Source organism: Nocardia sp. NBC_01730 (assembly GCF_035920445.1).
In the GTDB taxonomy this organism is placed as follows: Bacteria; Actinomycetota; Actinomycetes; order Mycobacteriales; family Mycobacteriaceae; genus Nocardia.
In genome coordinates, this window is record NZ_CP109162.1 from 845,642 (window position 1) to 864,929 (window position 19,288).

Below are 19,288 nucleotides of genomic sequence, written 5' to 3' on the forward strand. Positions count from 1 at the left end.
TCGATCCCGACGAGGAGACGACGCCATGACGCAAACCGCAAGTAATTCAGAGACGCCCGAGCGAGACCTGGGCGGATGTCCGGTGTTGCATCGCGACTTCGCTCCCTCGCAGACGGCGGGCTGCCATTGGGAGCTGGCGGACGAACTGCGGGAGACAAGCCCGGTCTATTTCAATACGTTCGCACAGGGCTACTGGGTGTTCACCCGCCACGACGCGGTGCGCGACATCTACAAATCGCCGCAGCTGTTCTCGAGCGAGTCGATCACGCCCTGGCAGCCGGACCCGATCTATCGCTTCGTCCCTACCCAGATCGACGCACCTGACCACATCAAGTACCGCCGGATCGTGAACGCGTGGTTCTCGCCGCACGCGATCGACGAGGCGGAGGCGACAATGCGCGGCCTTTGCCGCCGACTCGTCCAGGATGTGGCCCCCACCGGTGAGTCCAACTTCGTCGGCGAGTTCGCCCTGCGCTTTCCCACCGAGGCATTCCTCAGCGTGATCGGCATCGATCCTTCCGACGCGGACCTCTTCGTGCCGTGGGTCGAGGACTTCTTCGGCGGATTCAGCGGCGACCCCGCCGGTCTGGAGCCGATGGGGAAGGCGCTCGACGGTATCCGCGAGTACTGGGTCGCCGCCTTGGCCGAGCGACGCGCCGATCCGGTGCCTCGCCAGGGCGATCTTGCCACGCACCTGCTGCACTCGACCTTCGATGATCGTCCGCTCGCCGACGCCGAGATGCTCGACATGCTCACGGTGCTCGTGCTGGCCGGGCTCGACACGACACGCGGCACGCTCGGCTATCTGTTCCGGCACCTGGCGACGCACCCCGAGCATCGCCGACAGTTGATCGAAGAGCCAGAGCTGATCCCGTCCGCGGTGGAGGAGGCCCTGCGCTTGTACACCATCGTCTTCGGCGACGGTCGAAAGGTGACGCGGGACATCGAGTTTCACGGCGTTCAGCTGAAGCGGGGCGATATGGTCTACGCGCTCGTCTCCGGGGCGAACCGAGATCCGCGGGCGTACGACCGGGCGGGCGAGTTCGTCATCGATCGCCAGCGCAATCAACACATGGGCTTCGCCAACGGCCCCCACCGCTGCCTTGGCTCCCATCTCGCGCGGCGCGAGCTGCAGCTCGCGGTCGAGGAGTGGTTGCGAGTGATCCCGGACTTCCACATCGCGGGCGACGACGTGCTGACCGAGCGCGGCGGCGGCGCGATGATGACCCTGACTCGGCTTCCGCTGGCCTGGGAGGTGAAGTTGTGAGAATCACGGTCGACGGCACGAGCTGCACCGGGCACGGTCGCTGTTATTCGGCGGCTCCGGACCTGCTTGCCTGTGACGAGGAGGGCTACGTCACGATACGGGATCAGACGATCGAGGTGCCCGACAGCCAGGTCGGGGCGGCCGCCGACGCGGAAGGGACCTGCCCCGAGGGGGCCATCACCTTGAGCGCTCGGTGACTCGCCGATCTGGCCGCGGGTGGAAAACGGCCGGGCAGTCGATGCTCTCGGCCGCCGCGCTATGACGCGCGAATCCACGTCAGCCTGCGCCACCGAATGACCACATCAGCGACAGACGCCCATCGAGGAGACACAAAATGAAAAGACGCATAGTGGTAGTCGGAGGCGGCTCCGGTGGTTGTGTCATGGCCGCGCGGCTGTCCGAGGACGAAGACAACGAAGTCGTGCTCATCGAAGCGGGGCCCGACTATCCCACGCTCGCCGATCTCCACGAGAACGTGAAGGACGCCTTCACTTTCGGGTTCACGTCACACGACTGGGGCTACGTATCGGACGACCACATCCCAGGCTCCGCCGATGCGCCTACCTTCGCCATCGTCGAGCAGGGGGTACTTCCGGTTCTGCGAGGCAAGGTGATGGGTGGATCATCCTCGGTCAACGCCACGAACGCGCTGCGCCCGACCCGGCGCGATTTCGAACAGTGGGTAGGCCTTGGCTTGGACAAGTGGTCCTGGGACGAGGTCCTGCCGCATCTGAAGCGACTCGAAAACGATCCGGTCGGCGGTCCGCTGCATGGCATCGACGGACCTGTCCCGATAAAGCGATGGAGCGAAGGGGACGGACTGAGGCCGTTCATGGCGGCCTTTGTCGAATCGGCGGTCAGCCTCGGCTACCAGGTAGTCGACGATCTCAACGGTGAAAGCCAGCTCGGCGTCGGCCCGATCCCGTTGAACCAGAAGGACGGAATCAGGCAGAGCAGCGCAGTGACTTACCTCGCGGCTGCCCGCGGCCGCAAGAATCTCACGATACGTGGCGGCGCTGATGTCGACCGGCTCGCGATTGTGGACGGACGACCGCGTGCGGTCTTGCTCGCCGACGGCGAGCGCATAGATGCGGATCTGGTGGTGCTGTGTGCGGGATCGATCGGTACGCCGTCGATCCTGATGCGATCCGGAATCGGGCCGGCTGAGGTGCTCGAGCAGCTCGACATCCCGGTTGAAGTGCCGCTGGAAGGCGTTGGGCGCAATCTCCGCGATCATCCCTTGGTGTATATGACCTATGCCGGTGATGCGGAGGCCATCGGCGAACTCCTGCCGCCATTGGAGGTCGTCTTGACGACGAGTGCGGCAGGGCCGGACGGTTCAACAGACATCGACCTCCACGTGATCCCCTTCACCCTGGAGCCTGGTTCGATTCTTGTCGCCGTCGGACTGGTTCGCCCATACTCGATCGGCCATACCGAGATCAGATCTGCTGATCCCCGCACAGACCCGCGGATCCTGCTCAATCTCCTGCATCATCCAGAGGATCTGCGCCGTTTGGTGCAGGGCGTCGAACTCACGCGGCAGGTGATGAACTCCGGGCCGCTCGCGAAGTACGTCAGCGACGAGTTGTGGCCGGGGCCGGCGGTCGTTACCACTGGTCAACTGACGCAGGCCGTCCTGGAAGCGAAGAACACATACGCGCATGCGGTGGGCACGGCATCGATGGGCGACGCGGGCAGTCCGTGGGCGGTTGTGGGACAGGACTGCAAGGTTCACGGGCTCGATGCGCTGTACGTCGCCGACGCGTCGGTCATGCCGACGATCGTCGGTGTGCCCACCAACACCACCACGATGATGATCGCCGAAAGGTGTGCGGACTTCATCAAGAGCACGTTCGCCGGCCGGACCGAGCATTCGGGACAGGAAACGGCACAGACATGACTATCCCGACCAGTCCGGGGCGGCGAAGCGGTGTGACGGGCCCGCGGGCGGTGGTGAGCCCGGCCTCCCGCCACCGATGACAAGTACGTCCGTGTGGACCCTGGCACTCGATGGTCCTCATGCACCGCGTCATATCCCCGTTCTGATCACCACAACTCTATAACTGAAGTCGGTTTAATAACGAAAACGCTTGTGAAGCGGATCGCTGCGGAGGTAAGGTTAAATCGAACCGAGTTCAAGTCGGTTCGGGTCGGCGCAAGGTGCCGATTTGGATCGTGCCCTGTGAGAGGAGCTTCGGGTGATCGACCGCGAATTCACTGGATTCTTTATTGGGGGATCTTGGCGAAAGGCATCCTCCCACGACAGATTCGAGGTGATTTCGCCCGCAAGCGGCAAGCCGATCGGTTCGGTCCCGGCCGCGACCGATGCGGATATCGACGCGGCCGTTGCCGCCGCCCGGCAGAGTTTCGACGACTCCGACTGGCCGAATCTCACTCCAGCGCAGCGTGGTGAGCATCTCGTCCGCCTTGCGGCGGCGATCGCCGCACATGCCGAGGAATTCGCCGAGCTGATTACCGACGAGCTGGGCTGCGGCCATCTTCTCTCCCGGGTCTACCAGGCCGTCGCGCCGGTGATGAGCCTGAATTATGCTGCCGAAGTTGCAAAGTCGCTGGAGACCAGTGAGCTGCGCGTCAGCGACCTGTCCCCGTTTGCGGGATCGGGGGATGCGGTCGGCATCATTCCGATGGCAGGCAAGAGCCTGGTGGTCAAGGAGCCGGTGGGCGTTGTCGCGACATTTCCTGCCTATAACTTCGCTCTTCCGGCCGTGGCGCAGAAGATCGGTCCCGCACTGATCGCTGGATGCACGGTCGTTGTCAAAGCGACGGAGCCGAACCCGCTGGCGATCTTCAACCTCGGAAATCTGTTGCAGAAGATCGATTTCCCCGCTGGAGTCATCAATATCGTGGCGGCGCGAGCGGGCGAGTCCGAGTATCTCGTCGGACATCCCGGCGTGGACATGGTGAGCTTCACCGGATCCACCGAAGTCGGCAAGAAGATCGGCGCGACATGCGGCGAATTGATTCGACCGGTCGTCTTGGAACTCGGCGGAAAATCGGCGGCGATAGTCCTGGCGGATGCCGATCCCGAGATCGTCGTTCCCACTCTCGTGGGAGCAAGTGTTGCCACCAATTCCGGTCAGAGCTGCGTCGCTCAGACCCGGTTTCTTGTTCCCGAGGAACAGTACGAGTTCTATGCCGATGCATTCACGCGTGCGTTCGAAGCGCTGAAGGTGGGCGATCCGCGCGACGCTGACACGGTGGTGGGACCAGTGATCAGTAAGTCGCACCTGGAGCGAATCGAAGCACACCTTGCCCGGGCGGTTGAGCAAGGAGCAACGATTCGCACCGGCGGCCGGCGGCCGGCGCATCTCTCGGAAGGCTGGTACATCGAACCGACGTTGGTCACGGACGTCACCAACGACATGGACATCGCGCAGAACGAGATATTCGGGCCGGTAGCCGTTTTGATCGCGCACAAAGGCGAGGAGGACGCTATCCGTATCGCCAATCAAAGCCGCTATGGTCTGGCCGGGTCCGTCTTCACTGCTGACTCTGCCCGCGGTTTCGACATCGCAAAGAGAATGCGGACGGGGACTTTCTCCGTGAATACATTCGCCGCGGATCTCGGATCTCCTTTCGGTGGTTACAAAGAGTCCGGACTCGGGCGCGAGCACGGCGTCGGGGCGGTGCAGGAGTATCTTCTGCAGAAGACGATCTCCGTCGATCCCAGCCTCGACCTGCCCGAGGAAATTGTGTCCGGCATACCGGTCGGAAGTGGGCCGGGCATCACCATCTGATTCCGTCCGATCACGGCATGCAGTTCACAACGGTCTACTGCTCGCCGCGGCAACGGCGACGGACACCATGGGGTCGGATCATCCTGCGCGGCTTACTGCTGTGGATATTCGTCGTAGGTTGTCGCCTTCAGTCGACCCGCTCATCGAACGCAGGGCTCGCAGTGGCGCGGGCCGTGACCCGCCCGGTACGTCGTGCCCTCCGGGCGGGTCACTTCCCCGTTGCCGAGCGGACGCCGCCACGTCCCCAGGGCGCAGCCATCGTACGCAATTGCGCAGTCCGGCGGGGGAAGCCACGCGACAGCAAGATCAGCGTGCCCATCGCGATCTGCGCCTCGTACAACGGTCCGGTTCCCGGATCGAGTGCGCGTACGGTGTATTCGATGACTGCGCGTCGTCGAGCATCCCTGCAGCGGTGTGGTTATCGAACTGGTGCCGAGGTTCCATGTCGTAGCGGAGCCGGTCCAGGATGCTCGAGCAATGCCGGCAGGTCGACGTGCGGGCTGAAAGGTGCTCTCACGGCTGGGTGAAAACGCCGAGGTGTTCGGTGTCGTAGTACTCCAGCGTGAGCCTGCCGCCGTCGAAGATCGCCTGGGAGATCGTGCCCTTGCTGGCGTTCTCGCCCGGCGGGGTGAAGACGAAAGTGTTGCCGTCCCAGTGCTTCAGTGGAAAGGTCGTGTTCCTCGGGCCGAGGGCGAGGGTCAAGGAGTTGCCGGTAGCGGTGACCATCGCCGGGCCGTAGTAGGCATTGTCGTAGGTGCCCGCGTAGCTCGGCAGGGGGCGCGCGGGAGCGGGATCTGCGGGCAGCGGCTTGCCGACCAGTGCGCCGGTCGGTGCGGCGAGTGGTTCGAACGCCTCGCGATACCGGGTGCGCCAGTCCTGCTGGATCTTCCCGAATTGGACCAGGTCGGCGAACTCGGCGTTCAGTGTTTCGGGCACCCCGATCGGCGCCGCGTTGGTCAACGTCACGATGCCGAGGTCGGCAGAGGGAATCAGCATGAACGCGGTTCCCGCGCCGAGGCTGAACGCCCCGGAGTGGCCGAGCACGACGCGGCCCGCGGCGGAGTCGTTCACGTTGAAGCCGAACCCGTAGAACCCGGCGCGCGCGTCCGGCGTTTTCGGCGGCACCGACACCGCCTGCGGCGAGATGGCGGGCAGTAGATCGTCCGGTGGCACGAGCACATGACCGTTCGCGGAGCCGTTCGCGAGCACCATAGTCATCCACTTGGCCATGTCGGCGACCGACGAGCTGACCCCGCCTGCCGCGGACTGCGCATCGGGTTGGCGTTGCGGATTCGCCACCTCGTACCTGCCGTCGACGAGGACATGGCCGTCAGCGTGGTTCGCGCGGGATGCGAAGTCGGTGTACCGCGAGCTGGTCGAGTCCATGCCGAGCGGACCATAGATCGTTTGCTGGGACAGCGTCTCCCAGTCGGTGCCCGCGGCCGCCGCCACGGCGGCCGCGGCCGCGGTCACCCCGAAATTGGTGTACGCGTAGGAGTCCCGGAAGGGGCCGAGCGGCAGCAGTCGCAGCCGGTCGAGCACCTGCTGGCGGTCGTATCCCAAGTCTTCCAGTAGGTCGCCCGCATGATCCGGAAGCCCGGAGCGGTGCGAGTACAGGTCGCCGATCGTGACATGATCGGCGACGTAGGGGTCGGCGAGCGCGAAGGACGGCAGAAGTCGACGTACCGGGGTGTCCCATGCGACGCCCCCCGCGGCGATCCGGCGGGCGACGACCGTCGCACCGACGGATTTCGAGACCGACGCAAGCTGGAAAACCGTGTCCGAGTCCACCTTTTCTTTGGTGACGACGTCGCGGACGCCGAACCCCTTGCTGTACACCACCTTTCCGCCATGGATGACGGCGACAGCCATTCCCGGAACCCCCGAGGATGCCAGCAAACCGTCGGCGAGTTGGTCCAGTTGGGCCACCGCATCACCGATCCGTCCGTCCGGGACCGGTACTCCGGCAATCTGGTTGGGCATCACCGCGGCACTGGTCGGCGTGCCGTCGCCGGAAGAGGAGTCCGATCGCCGGTCGCCGCTACAGCCCGAAGCGGCGAGGATGGCGGCGGCCGCCATCACCGCGGGACCGAGCAGTGCGCGCCGCAGTGTGCTCACAGGTCGCCTCCTGGCCGTCGTAGAGACAAAAGACCAGTTCAGACTAGTGGAGCTGATATTGCTGCGGGATGTTTCCGGTATCTCTCGGCACGGCAGGACGGCTTACCGGATCGCGGACGCAGACTGATCCCAGCGCGACGTCCGGGCCTCGCTCGGCAGGGGTGACACCCGCGACGGGTACGGGCCGACTTCCCGGACACCGGCTCCCTGTCGCGCATCGGAGCGTCGGCGGACGCTCCAAGCCTCGCCGTGCTCGGCGTCGATGCGAACTCGGGGATTCCGAGGTTGCCCGTGCGTGGCTGCTGCCGAGCGTGCGTCGTAGGTTGGACAGCGGGGGCGGTCGCACCGAGGAACGCTGCCTGCATGTTATCCGGCGGCGGGTGTCTCCCGGATCTCGACGATCGGAAGCGTCAGCGCCGCAGGGGAACTTGCCGGAACCACCGGTTTGGCGGGGGCGATCGGGGCGATGCGCTGATAACCGGTGCCGATCGGTGGCCGGGCATCCACCTCACCCTTGTTCGGCCAGTACGCCGCCGCCCGCTCGGCTTGGGCGGCGATGGTCAGCGAGGGGTTCACACCGAGGTTGGCCGAGACTGCCGCGCCGTCGACGACGCTGAGCGTCGGATAGCCGTATGCGCGGTGATACCCGTCGATCACGCCGTGCTCCGCGTCGGCCCCGATCACCGCACCGCCGAGGAAGTGGGCCGTGAGCGGGATATTGAAGATCTCGCCCCAGCTACCGCCCGCGATGCCGCCGATTGTCTCGGCGACCCGGCGGGTCACCTCGTTGCCCATCGGAATCCAGGTGGGATTGGGCTCGCCGTGCCCCTGCTTGCTGGTGAGCTTGCGGCCGAACAACCCACGCTTGGTGTAGGTCGTGATCGAATTGTCCAAGTGCTGCATGACCAGCGAGATGATGGTCCGCTCGCTCCAGTTCGTGGTGCTCAGGAAGCTGAGCAGGTCCATGGGATGCCGCAGCACCAAGCCGAGGAAGCGCAGCCAGCGCGGGATGCGGCCGCCGCCGTCGACCATCAGCGTCTGCAACAGGCCCATCGAGTTGGAGCCTTTGCCGTAGCGAACCGGCTCGATGTGGGTGTCGGGGGTGGGATGGATCGAAGAGGTGATCGCGACACCCTTGGTGAAGTCGATACCCGGGGTGACCTTCTTCGTCGCCGCACCGACGATCGACTCCGAGTTGGTGCGGGTCAGCACGCCGAGCCGATCGGACAGGTCCGGCAGCACACCCTTGTCGCGCATGGCGAACAGCAGCTTCTGGGTGCCGCGTGTCCCCGCGGCGAGCACGACGTGTGCCGCGGTCAGTGCCTGTGGCCGCTTGCGGACCCACGCACCGGTGCGGGCGGTGGACACGTCCCAGGTGCCGTCGGGATGCGGACGCAGTTCGGTGACGGTCGTCATCGGAATCACCTCGGCACCGGCCTGTTCGGCGAGATATAGGTAGTTCTTCACGAGGGTGTTCTTCGCGCCGTACTTGCAGCCCACCATACAGTCGCCGCATTCGACGCAGCCGGTGCGCTCGGGGCCGACGCCACCGAAGTACGGGTCCGCCACGGTCTTTCCCGGTTCGCCGAAGAACACGCCGACCGGCGTCTGCACGAAGGTGTCGCCGACACCCATATCGTCGGCGACTGCCTTGAAGACCTTGTCGGCGGGCGTCATGTGCGGGTTGCGCACCACTCCGAGCATCTTCTGCGCCTGCGCGTAGTACGGGGTCAGCTCGTCGCGCCAGTCGGTCATGTCGCGCCACTGCGCGTCCTGGAAGAACGGCTCCGGCGGTACGTACAGCGTGTTGGCATAGTTCAGCGAGCCTCCGCCGACACCGGCGCCGCCGAGGATGAGGACGTTGCGCAGCGGGTGGATTCGCTGGATTCCGTAGCAGCCGAGCGCGGGCGCCCAGAGGAACTTTTTCAGCTCCCAGCTGGTCTTGGGCAGCTCGTCGTCGGCGAAGCGTCGGCCTGCTTCCAGCACGCCGACCTTGTAGCCCTTCTCCACCAGTCGGAGTGCGGTGACGCTGCCGCCGAACCCGGAACCGACGATCAGCACATCGAAATCCGTCGTCCGCTGGTCCATGTGGAACTCCTCGATCGTGCCACCGGTGACTCGGCTAACACTACTACCGGGTAGGTTTCGCGTCACAACGTGGCTTCGGCTTCGAATCTTTTGTCACGACAGCGAGTGGATTGCGGACCGGACTAGAGGCTGCCGCTGCGAAGGTGCTCCCTTCTCGTGCTACCTGAGCAACATTCGGCTTCTCAAGAGCGGCGCTCGCAATAGTTGACATCGCTCTCGCAAGCGCGCATGGTGTCTGGTATGCCGAGGACACCTCGCGCCCGCGCCAGGGTCCAGACCATGAACGACATCGTTCGCATCGGACGGGAACACCTGGCGACCGACGGCGCCACCGCGCTGTCGCTGCGCGCCGTGGCCCGCGACCTCGGAGTGGTCTCTTCAGCCGTCTACCGGTACGTCCGCAGCCGTGATGAGCTGCTCACGCTGCTCGTGATCGACGGCTACAACGCGCTCGGCGACGAGGTCGACGCCGCGCTGGCGGACAACGCCGACGATCCGATCGAGCACCTGCGCGTCCTCGGCCGCACCATCCGGCGCTGGGCACTGGCCGAACCTGCCCGCTACGGATTGCTGTTCGGCACACCTGTGCCCGGCTACAACGCTCCCGCGGCTGAGACCGTCGCGTCGGGCACGCGGGTGATCGTCACGATGCTGACCCTGGTTGCTCGCGCCCACCAGGCGGGCCTGCTTGTCGCACCCCATCGTGAGCTACGCGCATCCGCCCCGCTCGCAGGCGATTTCGCGGGTATCCGAGACGAATTCCAGCTCGACCTGCCGGACTGGCTGGTCGCCCGCGGCGTGACGTTCTGGGTCAGCCTGATCGGCGCGACGAGCGCCGACGTCTTCGACATGTACGGCACCGGCACCTTCGCCGACCGCGACGAACTGTTCGAACTCCAGCTCGACGCCTTGCTGGACATGCTCGGCTATCGCGGCTGACGCTCCGGCCGATCCGAACCCCGTCGCCGCGGTGTGTTGGTATGAATCACGTGACAGCGTCTCGAATGCAGCTACCTCTGTCGGGCGAGCCGAGTGCCGCGACCGCATGGTCGCGACGCATGGGTGTGCGCATTCCACTGGTCAACGCGCCAATGGGTGGGGTGGCGGGCGGGCGGCTGGCGGCGGCGGTGATCGCGGCCGGTGGGCTCGGCATGATCGGGATGGGCAGTGCCGGGTCGGTCGCAGCGCTGGAACGAGAACTGCCGCATGTCCGCGGAATCGCCGGGCCGCTCGGAATCGGTCTGGTGGACTGGGTGGTCGCAGCGCAACCGGAGCTGATGAACGTCGCGATCGCCGCCCAGCCAGCGCTGATCTCGGTGAGCTTCGGCGCCGACCTCGACTGGGTTGCCCGGGTCACTGCTGCGGGGATCGTCCCGACAACGCAGGTGTACAACGCGCAGGACGCGCGGCGGGCGCAGGACGCGGGTGTGGGTCTCCTCGTGGCGCGCGGTATGGAAGGCGGCGGACACGGCGCGGTGACGAAGCCGCTGCTGCCGCTCCTGGACGAGGTGCTGGATGTCGCGTCGGTTCCCGTGCTCGCCGCCGGTGGGATCGGTGCGCCCTCGGACCTGGCGGCGGCGCTGCTGGCGGGAGCGAGTGGCGCATGGTTGGGCACCTGCCTGGCGGCCTGCTCGGAATCACTGTTGTCGGAGGCGGGCCGACAAGCGTTGCTAGCCGCGCGGGGCGAGGATACGGTAGTCACCCGCGCGTTCGACGTCGGGATGGAATTGCCTTGGCCTGCAAGGTTCCCCGCGCGAGTGCTGCGTAACGGGTTCGCGGAGCGCTGGACCGGGCGGGAGGCCCGGCTCGCCGCCGACCCGGCGGCGAAGGAGACGCTGGCCGCCGGGATCGCCGCGGACGATCCCGCCGTCGCACCCGTGGACGCCGGGCAAGGCGTCGGCATCATCACCGTTGTGGAACCGGCTGCGCGAGTGATCGAGCGGCTGTGGTCGGGCGCGACCGCACACATCACGAGCGGCTTTGCCGAGGAGTGAGCGGCTGCGACCAGACCTCGCTGCTGTGCCGATCGGGGAGGAAAGGGATCAGGTCGGGATCGGCGGAGGTGAAGTGATCGACTTCCTCGCCGCCGGTACACGAATAGAGCGCGACGGTGACCGCGCCGGATCGGCGGCCGAAACACGCCAAACACCGCCGGAATTATGCCAGCGGTGCGGCATCGCGACGGAGTCGTCGGCCATCATCTGCCTCCTGTCGATGGTGCCTCCTGGTCCGGCCGGTGGCGGCGTCACCGTGGCACGGTGACCGGGTCGACGCAGCTGGCCAGAGCATCGACGAACGAGCAGTCCCTCGGCGCCCAGGTGGGTCGGTAGTCGGGTGCGACGCTGCCCGCCCCGGTGATGGCCGTCTACGCCGCGAACGCGTCCGTCGGCTTGCGATTCCGCGTGGGATCGGTCAGCATGTCCACCGTGTAGAGGACGAAACGTGGTGTGTACGAACCCCACTCGTAGTTGTCGGTGAGGCTCCAGTAGTTGTAGCCGATGAGATTCATTCCGTCGGCCTTGGCGCGCTGGAGCCAGTAGACGGTGTCGCGGAGTGAGTCGGCACGGCCGTATCCGTCCGCGCGCGGCATGCCGTTCTCGACGATGTAGAGCGGCTTTCACGGAAACTGGGGCGATAATGCTGCAGCGCATAGTAGATGCCTTCCCGTTACAGGGGATTCTTCCGCAGCTCCGTGAAGTTCGTCATGCCGGTGAGGGTATCGGGGGACAGTCTGTAGTAGTAGTCGAGCTCGGCATCGATCTATCAATGAGCGGCTTGTTCGTGACGTCCTCACCGCCCGGAATGTAGGCGACATTGCTGGTCACCACGTCTGGATCCTCAGTGTCGCCGCGACCCTCAATTGCGGCGGCCTCATCGACGTCGAGTGGCATCGGTGTTCAGAATTGCTGATTGTTCTGCTTGTCTACTCGGGCACTGTGACGGGGTCGGTGCAGCTGGCGGTGGCGTCGACGAAGGAGCAGGGTTTGGGGGTGCGGGTGGGGCGGTAGTCGGCGGGGACGCCGCCGTTGTGGGTGATGGCGGTGTAGGCGGGGACGGCGTCGGTGGGTTTGCGGGTGAGGGTGGGGTCGGTGAGTACGTCGACGGTGTAGAGGCCGAATCGTGGGGTGTAGGAGCCCCATTCGTAGTTGTCGGTGAGGCTCCAGTAGTTGTAGCCGATGAGGTTGATGCCGTCGGCCTTGGCGCGTTGGAGCCAGTAGACGGTGTCGCGGAGGTTGTCGGCGCGGGTATAGCCGTCGGCGCGAGGTGCGCCGTTCTCTGTGGGCAAGCCGTTTTCGACTATGTAGAGCGGTTTGCCGGGGAAGGCGCGTGAGTAGTGTTGCAGTGCATAGTAGATGCCTTCGGGCTGTAGGGCCTGTGTCCATAGCTTCTGGAAGTCCGGGGGGCCGGCGAGGAGGGTTTCCGGGGAGAGCCCGTAGTAGTAGTCGATACCGATGTAGTCCAGTTTTGCGCTGATCTTGCTGACCAACGGTCCATTCACGATGTCTTCACCGCCGGGGATGTAGGCGACGTTGCTGGTGACTTGGGCACCGGGCTGCACGCTGTGGATGTAGTCGTAGATGCCGTTGTGCGCTTGGGCGATCTGGTCAAGCATGGTGGGCGTGGCGGTGGGGGAGATGCCGCCGTGGCGCAGTTCGTTGACGGCGTAGAAGGTGGGCTCGTTGAAGGTGACCCAGAGTGGGTTGCTGGCGGCGAAGCGGTCGACGACGGTGCGTGCGTTTGCCAGCCAGTCCTCGACGATGTTCCGGCTGCCCCAGCCGCCGCGGTCGACTTCCCAGCCGGGGTAGACCCAGTGGTCGATGGTCAGCATCGGCCGCATGCCCGCCGCGGTGATCGAATTGATCACGTGGTCATAAAATCTGAGACCAGCCTCGTCCCAGACGCCAGCGCTGGGTTGGACCCTGGCCCACTCGATGCCGATCCGGTAGACCTTCACTCCGAGACTGGCTGCGAGCGCAACGTCGGTACCAATCTTTGTGAAGAAATCCACCGAATTCAGGTACGGGTCCTGCGTCATTCCGGACGCGGCATAGCGGGACCAGTTGCTGTCGGGCGCGTGCCCTTCCGACTGGTAGCCAGACGCGGCGACGCCCCAGAGGAAATCCGCCCCCATTGGCGTGACCTGGGCAGGGGGCGCGGGCCGCGCTGCCGCCGGCGCGGTGCCACCCATGACAAGTGCCGCAGCGGCAGCCGCGAGCGCGGCCAAGACGTGGCGACGGTGTGATCGCATCGAACTCCTGTTCCGAGAGGGGTGACCGGCGCTCGTGGACCGCCGATGCGCACCGGGTTGGGGGTGGGCACCACGGGGAACAGGGTAACTGGTCACTTGTCCGTCTTTGCTGAAGTGGGCAGGGGAGTGGGACGACCTCGAGCGAGTAACCCTGCGTACGGGGCAGTTCCGGGGGTGCTGCGCTTATCTACGGCGGGTTCTAGTGAACTATGGCAAGCATAATACATATAGCTACGTAGATATGCGCATTTATGCATAGATGATGCTAATAATCAAGTCAGTACAAATCTCACGCCACCAAACCCGCCTCGCATAGAGGAGGGAAGGGTGGCGCGCCGGTGACGACGCCGTCCACGACGTACCTGAAGCTGTGATGACGGAGGCCTGGGCGAAGTGGGCGAGTTCGCCGAGCGTGTGGGCGACCGGACGCAGGGCCAGCGACAGGCTCGCCGCACCCGCCGGGGGACCGTCGCGGTGGGGGAGCAGGTCCGCGTAGATCTCCTCGGCAGCGTCGCGGTCGTTCAGCGCGACGATCGCCATCGCGCTCAGACTCGTCAGGAAGGTGAAGAAGAAGTCGGGCCGGAACGGCGGTCGACCACTCCTGACGCACGCCCGGTCACGCTAGACGAAACCGGCTGCCTCCGAAGCTACTAAGCACTTCCTGACTGCTTCAGGATTCCGGGGTTGACTACCGGGAACCCCTACCCTCGAACCGTGACGACGCCGCCGACCAACCGCAGCCACGACTCCGTGTCGCTGCGGCTGGCACGCGGCTACCTGGGTGGATGTCACTATCGCCGCGGCCGCATTCCCCGCGGATGTACTCGACCACGACGCGCTCACTCAGGCGTTCAAGGACGCCGCCGCCAGGTTCGGCGGCATCGACGTCCTGGAGTACTCCCCGCTCGCCATGGAGTCCACCGTGCTGGCCACGCCGGCTCTCTCGAACCGCTGCCGATGGTCGGCAACGTCAACGCCGCCGCCGCAGCGCTGCGGAACTGGGTGGTCAACCTGCACAAGGAGCTGGACGGCACCGGCATCCAGGTCGCTCACGTCGCCATCGACGTGTGGTCACCGTGGTCGTCGTGGTCGTCGCCGGACAGGCCGCGGTTGCCGCGGGCGTCGCGGTGGGGGCGCTGGTGATCTGGCTCGCCGTCTACGTGCGGGTCGCCAAGCCGGTGAACGCCGTGCAGACCGCTGCGACGCACGCGGGAACGACACCGCCGAACGCCCGTGCGCTGCAGGAGAAATGGGACAGCGTGGTCAACGCCCGCGTCGCGCTGCAGGCCGTCGCGCTCCTGGGTCTGTGCGCGGCGATCGCCATCGTCTGATCCACGTCGTGTCGCGTCGCCGTCCGCTCGCCGCTCGGCGAGCGGCACGGTCCGATGTGAGATGCCCCTCGCTCCCCGCTTGTCGACTTATCTCGGGACCATGGCGTGTCAGGATTCGAACATGGTTCCGAATCCATTGCCTCGGCTGGCCCGGCGGCTTGCCCAGCAGCGCTGGGTGATGCGCTGCGCGCCGGTGGTGCTGCCACTGGAGCGGCTGATTCGACGCGCGACCGGTGGCCGGATAGGTGTGCTCGATGTGGCTGGTCTGCCCTCGATCGAGGTCACCGTCGCGGGACGTAAGACCGGTATCCCGCGCACAACCTCGCTGCTATACGTCCCGCTCGGAGAGGACTTCTTGATCCTCGGTTCCAACTGGGGTGGTCCCGATCATCCGGCGTGGTCGGTGAATCTGCGCGCCGCCGGCGCCGCCACGGTCCGGCACAAGGGCGAACAGTTCCGGGTCGCGGTCCGCGAAATCACCGGGGTCGATCGCAAGCACGCCTGGGATCTGGCCGTCGAGTTCTGGCCCGGTTACGAGATGGAGTACGAACTCTCTGGCGGCCGATTGTTCCGTATCTTCGAGCTGCGCCGCCTCCCTCGGAGCACTGTGGGATGAACTGCGGCCCGGTGTCGGTGGGGGGCAGCTACGGTTGAACGGTGACCACGCATCTGACTCACTGGGGCGCATTCGAGGCGAGCAGCGATGGGGAGCGGCTGACCTCGGTGCGGCCGTGGCGCGGGGATCCGGAGCCGATGCCGCTGATCGAGAACATCGCTTCAGCCCAACATCATCCGACACGAATCGACCAGCCGTATGTGCGCCGGGGGTGGCTCGCGAACGGGCCGGGCGCGGCGCCGCGGGGTGCGGACCCGTTTGTCCCGGTGTCGTGGGAGAGGGCGTTGGATCTGCTGGCCGGTGAGCTCGGCCGGGTGTACAGCGGGCACGGGGCGGAGGCGGTGTACGGCGGATCGTACGGCTGGGCCAGTGCTGGGCGGTTTCATCACGCGCAGAGCCAGCTGCACCGGTTCCTCAATTGTCTCGGCGGCTATGTCCGGCATGCGAACAGCTACAGCTTGGGCGCCTCGACGGTGTTGCTGCCGCACGTGATCGGCGATATCGGCTGGGTGATGCAGCATGCGACGGCGAAAACCGTGCTGGCCGAGCATTCCGAACTGGTCGTCGCGTTCGGTGGCTTGTCGCCGAAGAACGCGGCCGTGTCGCCGGGCGGGGTGTCCCGGCACAACGCGCGGACCTGGATCGCCGCGGCTCGCGCGCGGGGCTGCCGGTTCGTGTCGATCAGTCCGCTGCGCGACGACACCCCGCAAGAGGGCGAGGCCGAATGGATCGCCCCGCTGCCGGGCAGCGACGCGGCGCTGATGTTGGCGCTGGCGCAGGTTCTGGACGAGGAGGGCTTGGCAGACAGAGAGTTTCTGCGTAAATACACCGTCGGCTACGACCGGTTCGCTGATTACCTGCGCGGTACGGTGGACGGAACCGTGAAGGATCCGCAATGGGCCGCTGCGATCACCGGCGTGCCTGCTGGCCGCATTCGAACGTTGGCGCGTGAAATGGCCGCCGTGCGGACGTTGGTGACGGTGAGCTGGTCGCTGCAACGCGCGCAGTACGGCGAGCAGCCGCTGTGGCTGGGTGTGGTGCTTGCGGCGATGCTGGGCCAGATCGGTCTTCCGGGGGGTGGCTTCGGGCACGGCTACGGGTCTGCGGCGAGCCTGGGCGAGCCGGCGCGCATTCCGGTGCCGCGATTTCCGCAGGGGCGCAACGGTGTCGAGACCTTCATCCCGGTCGCGCGGATCGCGGATATGCTGCTGAATCCCGGTCTGCCCTACCGGTACAACGGCCATGATCTGGTATATCCGGATATCCGACTGGTGTACTGGTGCGGCGGAAATCCGTTCCATCACCACCAGAATTTGGCCCGGCTACGTACGGCGTTCGCGCGTCCGGACACGGTGGTGGTACACGATGCGTTCTGGACGGCCACCGCGCGGCACGCTGACATCGTATTGCCGTCGACCATGTCGATCGAGCGCGACGACTACGGCGTCGGGGAGGGCGACCGAGTGTTCTTTCCGATGCGGGCCCTTACCCGGCCGCACGGCGTCGCGCGCGACGACTACTGGATGTTCGCCGAGACGGCCGAAAGATTGGGCGTCGGTAAGGAATTCAGCGAGGGACGTACCGCGGGCGAGTGGTTGCGGCATCTGTACGGGGAATGGCGGCTGGTCCAGTCCGTGGCGGGACACGACCTGCCGGAATTCGACGCGTTCTGGGCTAGTGAAAGCCTCGAGCTTCCGGTGCCCGATCCGGATCAGGTGTTGGGCGCACAGTTCCGCGCCGACCCGGACCGGTTTCCGCTCACGACGCCGAGCGGGAAGATCGAGATCTTTTCCGAGATGGTCGACGGCTTCGGCTACGCCGACTGCCCTGGGCACCCGGTATGGCTGGAGCCCGAGGAATGGCTCGGTGGTGCGGCCGCCGCGTGGTTCCCGCTGCAGTTGGTGGCCAACCAGCCGCGTACCAAGTTGCACAGCCAGTTGGATGTCGGCGCGCACAGCCAGTCAACGAAAGTCGCTGGGCGCGAACCGGTTCGGTTGCATCCGTTGGACGCCGCGGCCCGCGGTCTGCACGAGGGCGAGATCGTTCGGATCTTCAACGGTCGCGGCAGCTGCCTGGCCGGGCTCGTGGTCGACGACGCGGTGCGGGCAGGTATCGCACAGTTGTCCACCGGTGCGTGGTATGACCCCGACCCGGACGATCCGACGTTCTGCCGTCACGGCAACCCGAACGTGCTGACCGCCGACCGGCCCACCTCCACCCTCAGTCAGGGCTGCACAGGGCAGCTTGCGCTGGTGGAGATCGAACGGTATGCGGATGCGGTTCCGGACTTGGCGGTCAGCAGCCCGCCGCCCGTGACCGAGTAGCAGAAGCGGGCTTGTCCTTGTCGTCGCCGACCGAGGTGAGTAGGGCGGCCATGAACTCGGCCGGGTGGTTCGCCTCGAAGTAGGCGGTCCAGTACATGACCAAGAACTCGAAGCACATCTCGTGGCAACCCTTTTCGAGCGTACGCCCGGTCGGCGCACGCCTTGGCGCTGCTCATCGCGACGAGCCGCGCCCGTTGGCGCCGCATGTGCGTCGGGACCACTACCATTCCCGGGTGACTGGATACCACCAGCTCGACGCGTTCGAGCACCTCGACACCTCGACGCTGCCGCCGCGGCAACAGCGGATTCTCGCCACGATTCGGGATTGGGTGGTCAGGTTCGGGTATCCGCCGAATACCCGCGAGCTCGGCGCCGCCGTGGGGCTGCGGTCCTCGTCGTCGGTGTCCAAGCATCTGAAGAGCTTGGAGGAGCGCGGTTTTCTGCGTCGCAGCCAGACGGTGTCGCGTCCGATCGATGTGCGGATGTTCCTGCAGGGCCCGGTGAGGCAGGAGACGGCCCAGGATTCGGTCGCGGTCCCGGTGGTCGGTGACATCGCGGCGGGCACGCCGATCCTGGCCGAGGAGCATGTCGACGACACCATGACGCTGCCGCGTGATCTCGTCGGGCGCGGCACAGTGTTCGGGCTGCGTGTGCGCGGCGATTCGATGATCGACGCGGCGATCTGCGACGGGGACATCGTGGTGATCCGCCAACAGCACGAGGCCCATTCGGGGGAGATCGTGGCGGTGATGATCGACGGGGAGGCGACGGTGAAGGTGTACCGTCGGCGCAACGGGCATGTGTTCCTGGAGCCGCGCAACGCCGCCTACGAGGTGATCGACGGCGACGAGGCGGTCGTGCTGGGCAAGGTCGTTTCGGTGATGCGGCGGGTCTGAACGCGGCCGCATCAGCGGTCCAGGTGGTGGCGTCGTACCCTGAAGCGCATGTCGGACAGCACGCGGCCACATCCCGGAGCCATGGTCGAGCAGCTGGTGCGGCTGCTCGACGGGCGCCGCGTCGTAGCGTTGACCGGCGCGGGGATCTCGACCGACAGCGGAATTCCGGACTACTGTGGTCCGTCCTCGCCGCCGCGCAATCCCATGACGTAGGGGTCCCGGTAGTAATCGCGCGAAAAAACAACGACAATGGCTTGACCAGCAGTGATGCCGAGTTCCGGTTCGAGGTTCCCGACTGGCCGAAAATCGGGCGGATTTGCCGTAGTCGTTTGGTTGGGGGCTGGGGTTCAGGTTGTGGTCAGTTGGCGGTAGATGGTTTTGCGGGAGACGGCACGTGGGGTCCAGTGACGAGAAAAGTCGCGCTTAGCGGTCTGCCCCTGTTCGGGGCTGAAAGTTTCGTTTCATAATGGAGGCGGCCCGCACGCATCACTTACACGTCACCCCGCTGACACCCGAGCGGCTGGCAGGGTTGATCCGCGAGGGCCGTCGACTGACCGGCCGGTGACGAGGCGCGGCGTGGCGGGTGCGCCGAGAATCGAACGAATTTGCTTGGATGTCTTGTACAGCAACGGAATTCG

Annotated in this window: 17 protein-coding genes and 1 pseudogene; 11 read left to right on the forward strand and 7 right to left on the reverse strand. The window is 65.8% G+C overall.

The window, feature by feature from the left end:
* Nucleotides 1–25: 25 nt before the first annotated feature.
* The 4 genes from OHB12_RS03180 (at nt 26) to OHB12_RS03195 (ending at nt 5,028) form a co-directional block, all read left to right on the forward strand.
* Nucleotides 26–1,267, forward strand: a complete 1,242-nt coding sequence (locus OHB12_RS03180) for a cytochrome P450 (RefSeq protein WP_327115976.1) — start codon at nt 26–28, stop codon at nt 1,265–1,267.
* The gene (locus tag OHB12_RS03185) at nt 1,264–1,464 is read left to right on the forward strand and encodes a ferredoxin (protein ID WP_327115978.1); all 201 of its coding nucleotides are present in this window, start codon (nt 1,264–1,266) and stop codon (nt 1,462–1,464) included. The genes OHB12_RS03180 and OHB12_RS03185 overlap by 4 nt, the downstream gene beginning before the upstream one ends.
* Nucleotides 1,465–1,601: 137 nt before the next feature.
* A complete protein-coding gene (locus OHB12_RS03190; protein ID WP_327115980.1) occupies nt 1,602–3,170 on the forward strand; it encodes a GMC family oxidoreductase in 1,569 nt (522 codons plus the stop codon).
* 298 nt (nt 3,171–3,468) lie between these two features.
* On the forward strand, nt 3,469–5,028 hold the full coding sequence (locus tag OHB12_RS03195; protein WP_327115982.1) for an aldehyde dehydrogenase family protein: 1,560 nt from the start codon (nt 3,469–3,471) through the stop codon (nt 5,026–5,028).
* A 513-nt stretch (nt 5,029–5,541) separates the two neighbouring features.
* Here the strand turns inward: OHB12_RS03195 and OHB12_RS03200 are convergent.
* Both OHB12_RS03200 and OHB12_RS03205 read right to left on the reverse strand, forming a co-directional pair.
* Entirely contained in the window at nt 5,542–7,107 is a 1,566-nt protein-coding gene (locus OHB12_RS03200; protein ID WP_327120864.1) for a serine hydrolase, read from the reverse strand.
* Between the two features lie 405 nt (nt 7,108–7,512).
* Nucleotides 7,513–9,234: a GMC family oxidoreductase gene (locus OHB12_RS03205; protein WP_327115984.1), complete on the reverse strand. Its 1,722-nt coding sequence runs from the start codon at nt 9,232–9,234 to the stop codon at nt 7,513–7,515.
* Nucleotides 9,235–9,474: 240 nt separating this feature from the next.
* Here OHB12_RS03205 and OHB12_RS03210 point away from each other — a divergent pair, with 240 nt between their 5' ends.
* Together OHB12_RS03210 and OHB12_RS03215 are read left to right on the forward strand one after the other, a co-directional pair.
* Complete coding sequence (locus OHB12_RS03210; protein ID WP_327115986.1) at nt 9,475–10,173, forward strand: TetR/AcrR family transcriptional regulator; 699 nt, start codon at nt 9,475–9,477, stop codon at nt 10,171–10,173.
* Between the two features lie 119 nt (nt 10,174–10,292).
* Entirely contained in the window at nt 10,293–11,228 is a 936-nt protein-coding gene (locus OHB12_RS03215; RefSeq protein ID WP_327115988.1) for an NAD(P)H-dependent flavin oxidoreductase, read from the forward strand.
* A gap of 371 nt (nt 11,229–11,599) precedes the next feature.
* Here OHB12_RS03215 and OHB12_RS36035 read toward each other — a convergent pair whose 3' ends face one another.
* From OHB12_RS36035 to OHB12_RS03235, 4 genes are all read right to left on the reverse strand, one after another.
* On the reverse strand, nt 11,600–11,824 hold the full coding sequence (locus tag OHB12_RS36035; RefSeq protein WP_442799954.1) for a family 1 glycosylhydrolase: 225 nt from the start codon (nt 11,822–11,824) through the stop codon (nt 11,600–11,602).
* 333 nt (nt 11,825–12,157) lie between these two features.
* Nucleotides 12,158–13,483, reverse strand: a complete 1,326-nt coding sequence (locus OHB12_RS03225) for a family 1 glycosylhydrolase (protein WP_327115990.1) — start codon at nt 13,481–13,483, stop codon at nt 12,158–12,160.
* 249 nt (nt 13,484–13,732) lie between these two features.
* Nucleotides 13,733–14,023 (reverse strand): hypothetical protein, encoded by a 291-nt coding sequence (locus OHB12_RS03230; protein ID WP_327115992.1) that lies wholly within the window; start codon nt 14,021–14,023, stop codon nt 13,733–13,735.
* A gap of 303 nt (nt 14,024–14,326) precedes the next feature.
* On the reverse strand, nt 14,327–14,536 hold the full coding sequence (locus tag OHB12_RS03235; RefSeq protein ID WP_327115994.1) for a hypothetical protein: 210 nt from the start codon (nt 14,534–14,536) through the stop codon (nt 14,327–14,329).
* A 14-nt stretch (nt 14,537–14,550) separates the two neighbouring features.
* Here OHB12_RS03235 and OHB12_RS03240 point away from each other — a divergent pair, with 14 nt between their 5' ends.
* The 3 genes from OHB12_RS03240 (at nt 14,551) to OHB12_RS03250 (ending at nt 17,754) form a co-directional block, all read left to right on the forward strand.
* Nucleotides 14,551–14,814 carry a hypothetical protein gene (locus OHB12_RS03240; RefSeq protein ID WP_327115996.1) on the forward strand — a complete coding sequence of 88 codons (264 nt, stop codon included), beginning with the start codon at nt 14,551–14,553 and terminating at the stop codon, nt 14,812–14,814.
* 121 nt (nt 14,815–14,935) lie between these two features.
* Nucleotides 14,936–15,430 (forward strand): nitroreductase family deazaflavin-dependent oxidoreductase, encoded by a 495-nt coding sequence (locus OHB12_RS03245; protein ID WP_327115998.1) that lies wholly within the window; start codon nt 14,936–14,938, stop codon nt 15,428–15,430.
* A gap of 41 nt (nt 15,431–15,471) precedes the next feature.
* Nucleotides 15,472–17,754, forward strand: coding sequence for a molybdopterin-dependent oxidoreductase (locus OHB12_RS03250; RefSeq protein WP_327116000.1), 2,283 nt, complete (start codon nt 15,472–15,474; stop codon nt 17,752–17,754).
* Here OHB12_RS03250 and OHB12_RS03255 read toward each other — a convergent pair.
* Nucleotides 17,726–17,872, reverse strand: a complete 147-nt coding sequence (locus OHB12_RS03255) for a hypothetical protein (protein ID WP_327116002.1) — start codon at nt 17,870–17,872, stop codon at nt 17,726–17,728. The two genes, OHB12_RS03250 and OHB12_RS03255, sit on opposite strands and share 29 nt — an antisense overlap.
* A 115-nt stretch (nt 17,873–17,987) precedes the next feature.
* Here OHB12_RS03255 and lexA point away from each other — a divergent pair, with 115 nt between their 5' ends.
* Both lexA and OHB12_RS03265 read left to right on the forward strand, forming a co-directional pair.
* Complete coding sequence (gene lexA, locus OHB12_RS03260) at nt 17,988–18,650, forward strand: transcriptional repressor LexA (protein WP_327116004.1); 663 nt, start codon at nt 17,988–17,990, stop codon at nt 18,648–18,650.
* 81 nt (nt 18,651–18,731) lie between these two features.
* Nucleotides 18,732–18,860, forward strand: a pseudogene (locus OHB12_RS03265) (NAD-dependent deacetylase); the annotation flags it as partial.
* Nucleotides 18,861–19,288: the final 428 nt, after the last annotated feature.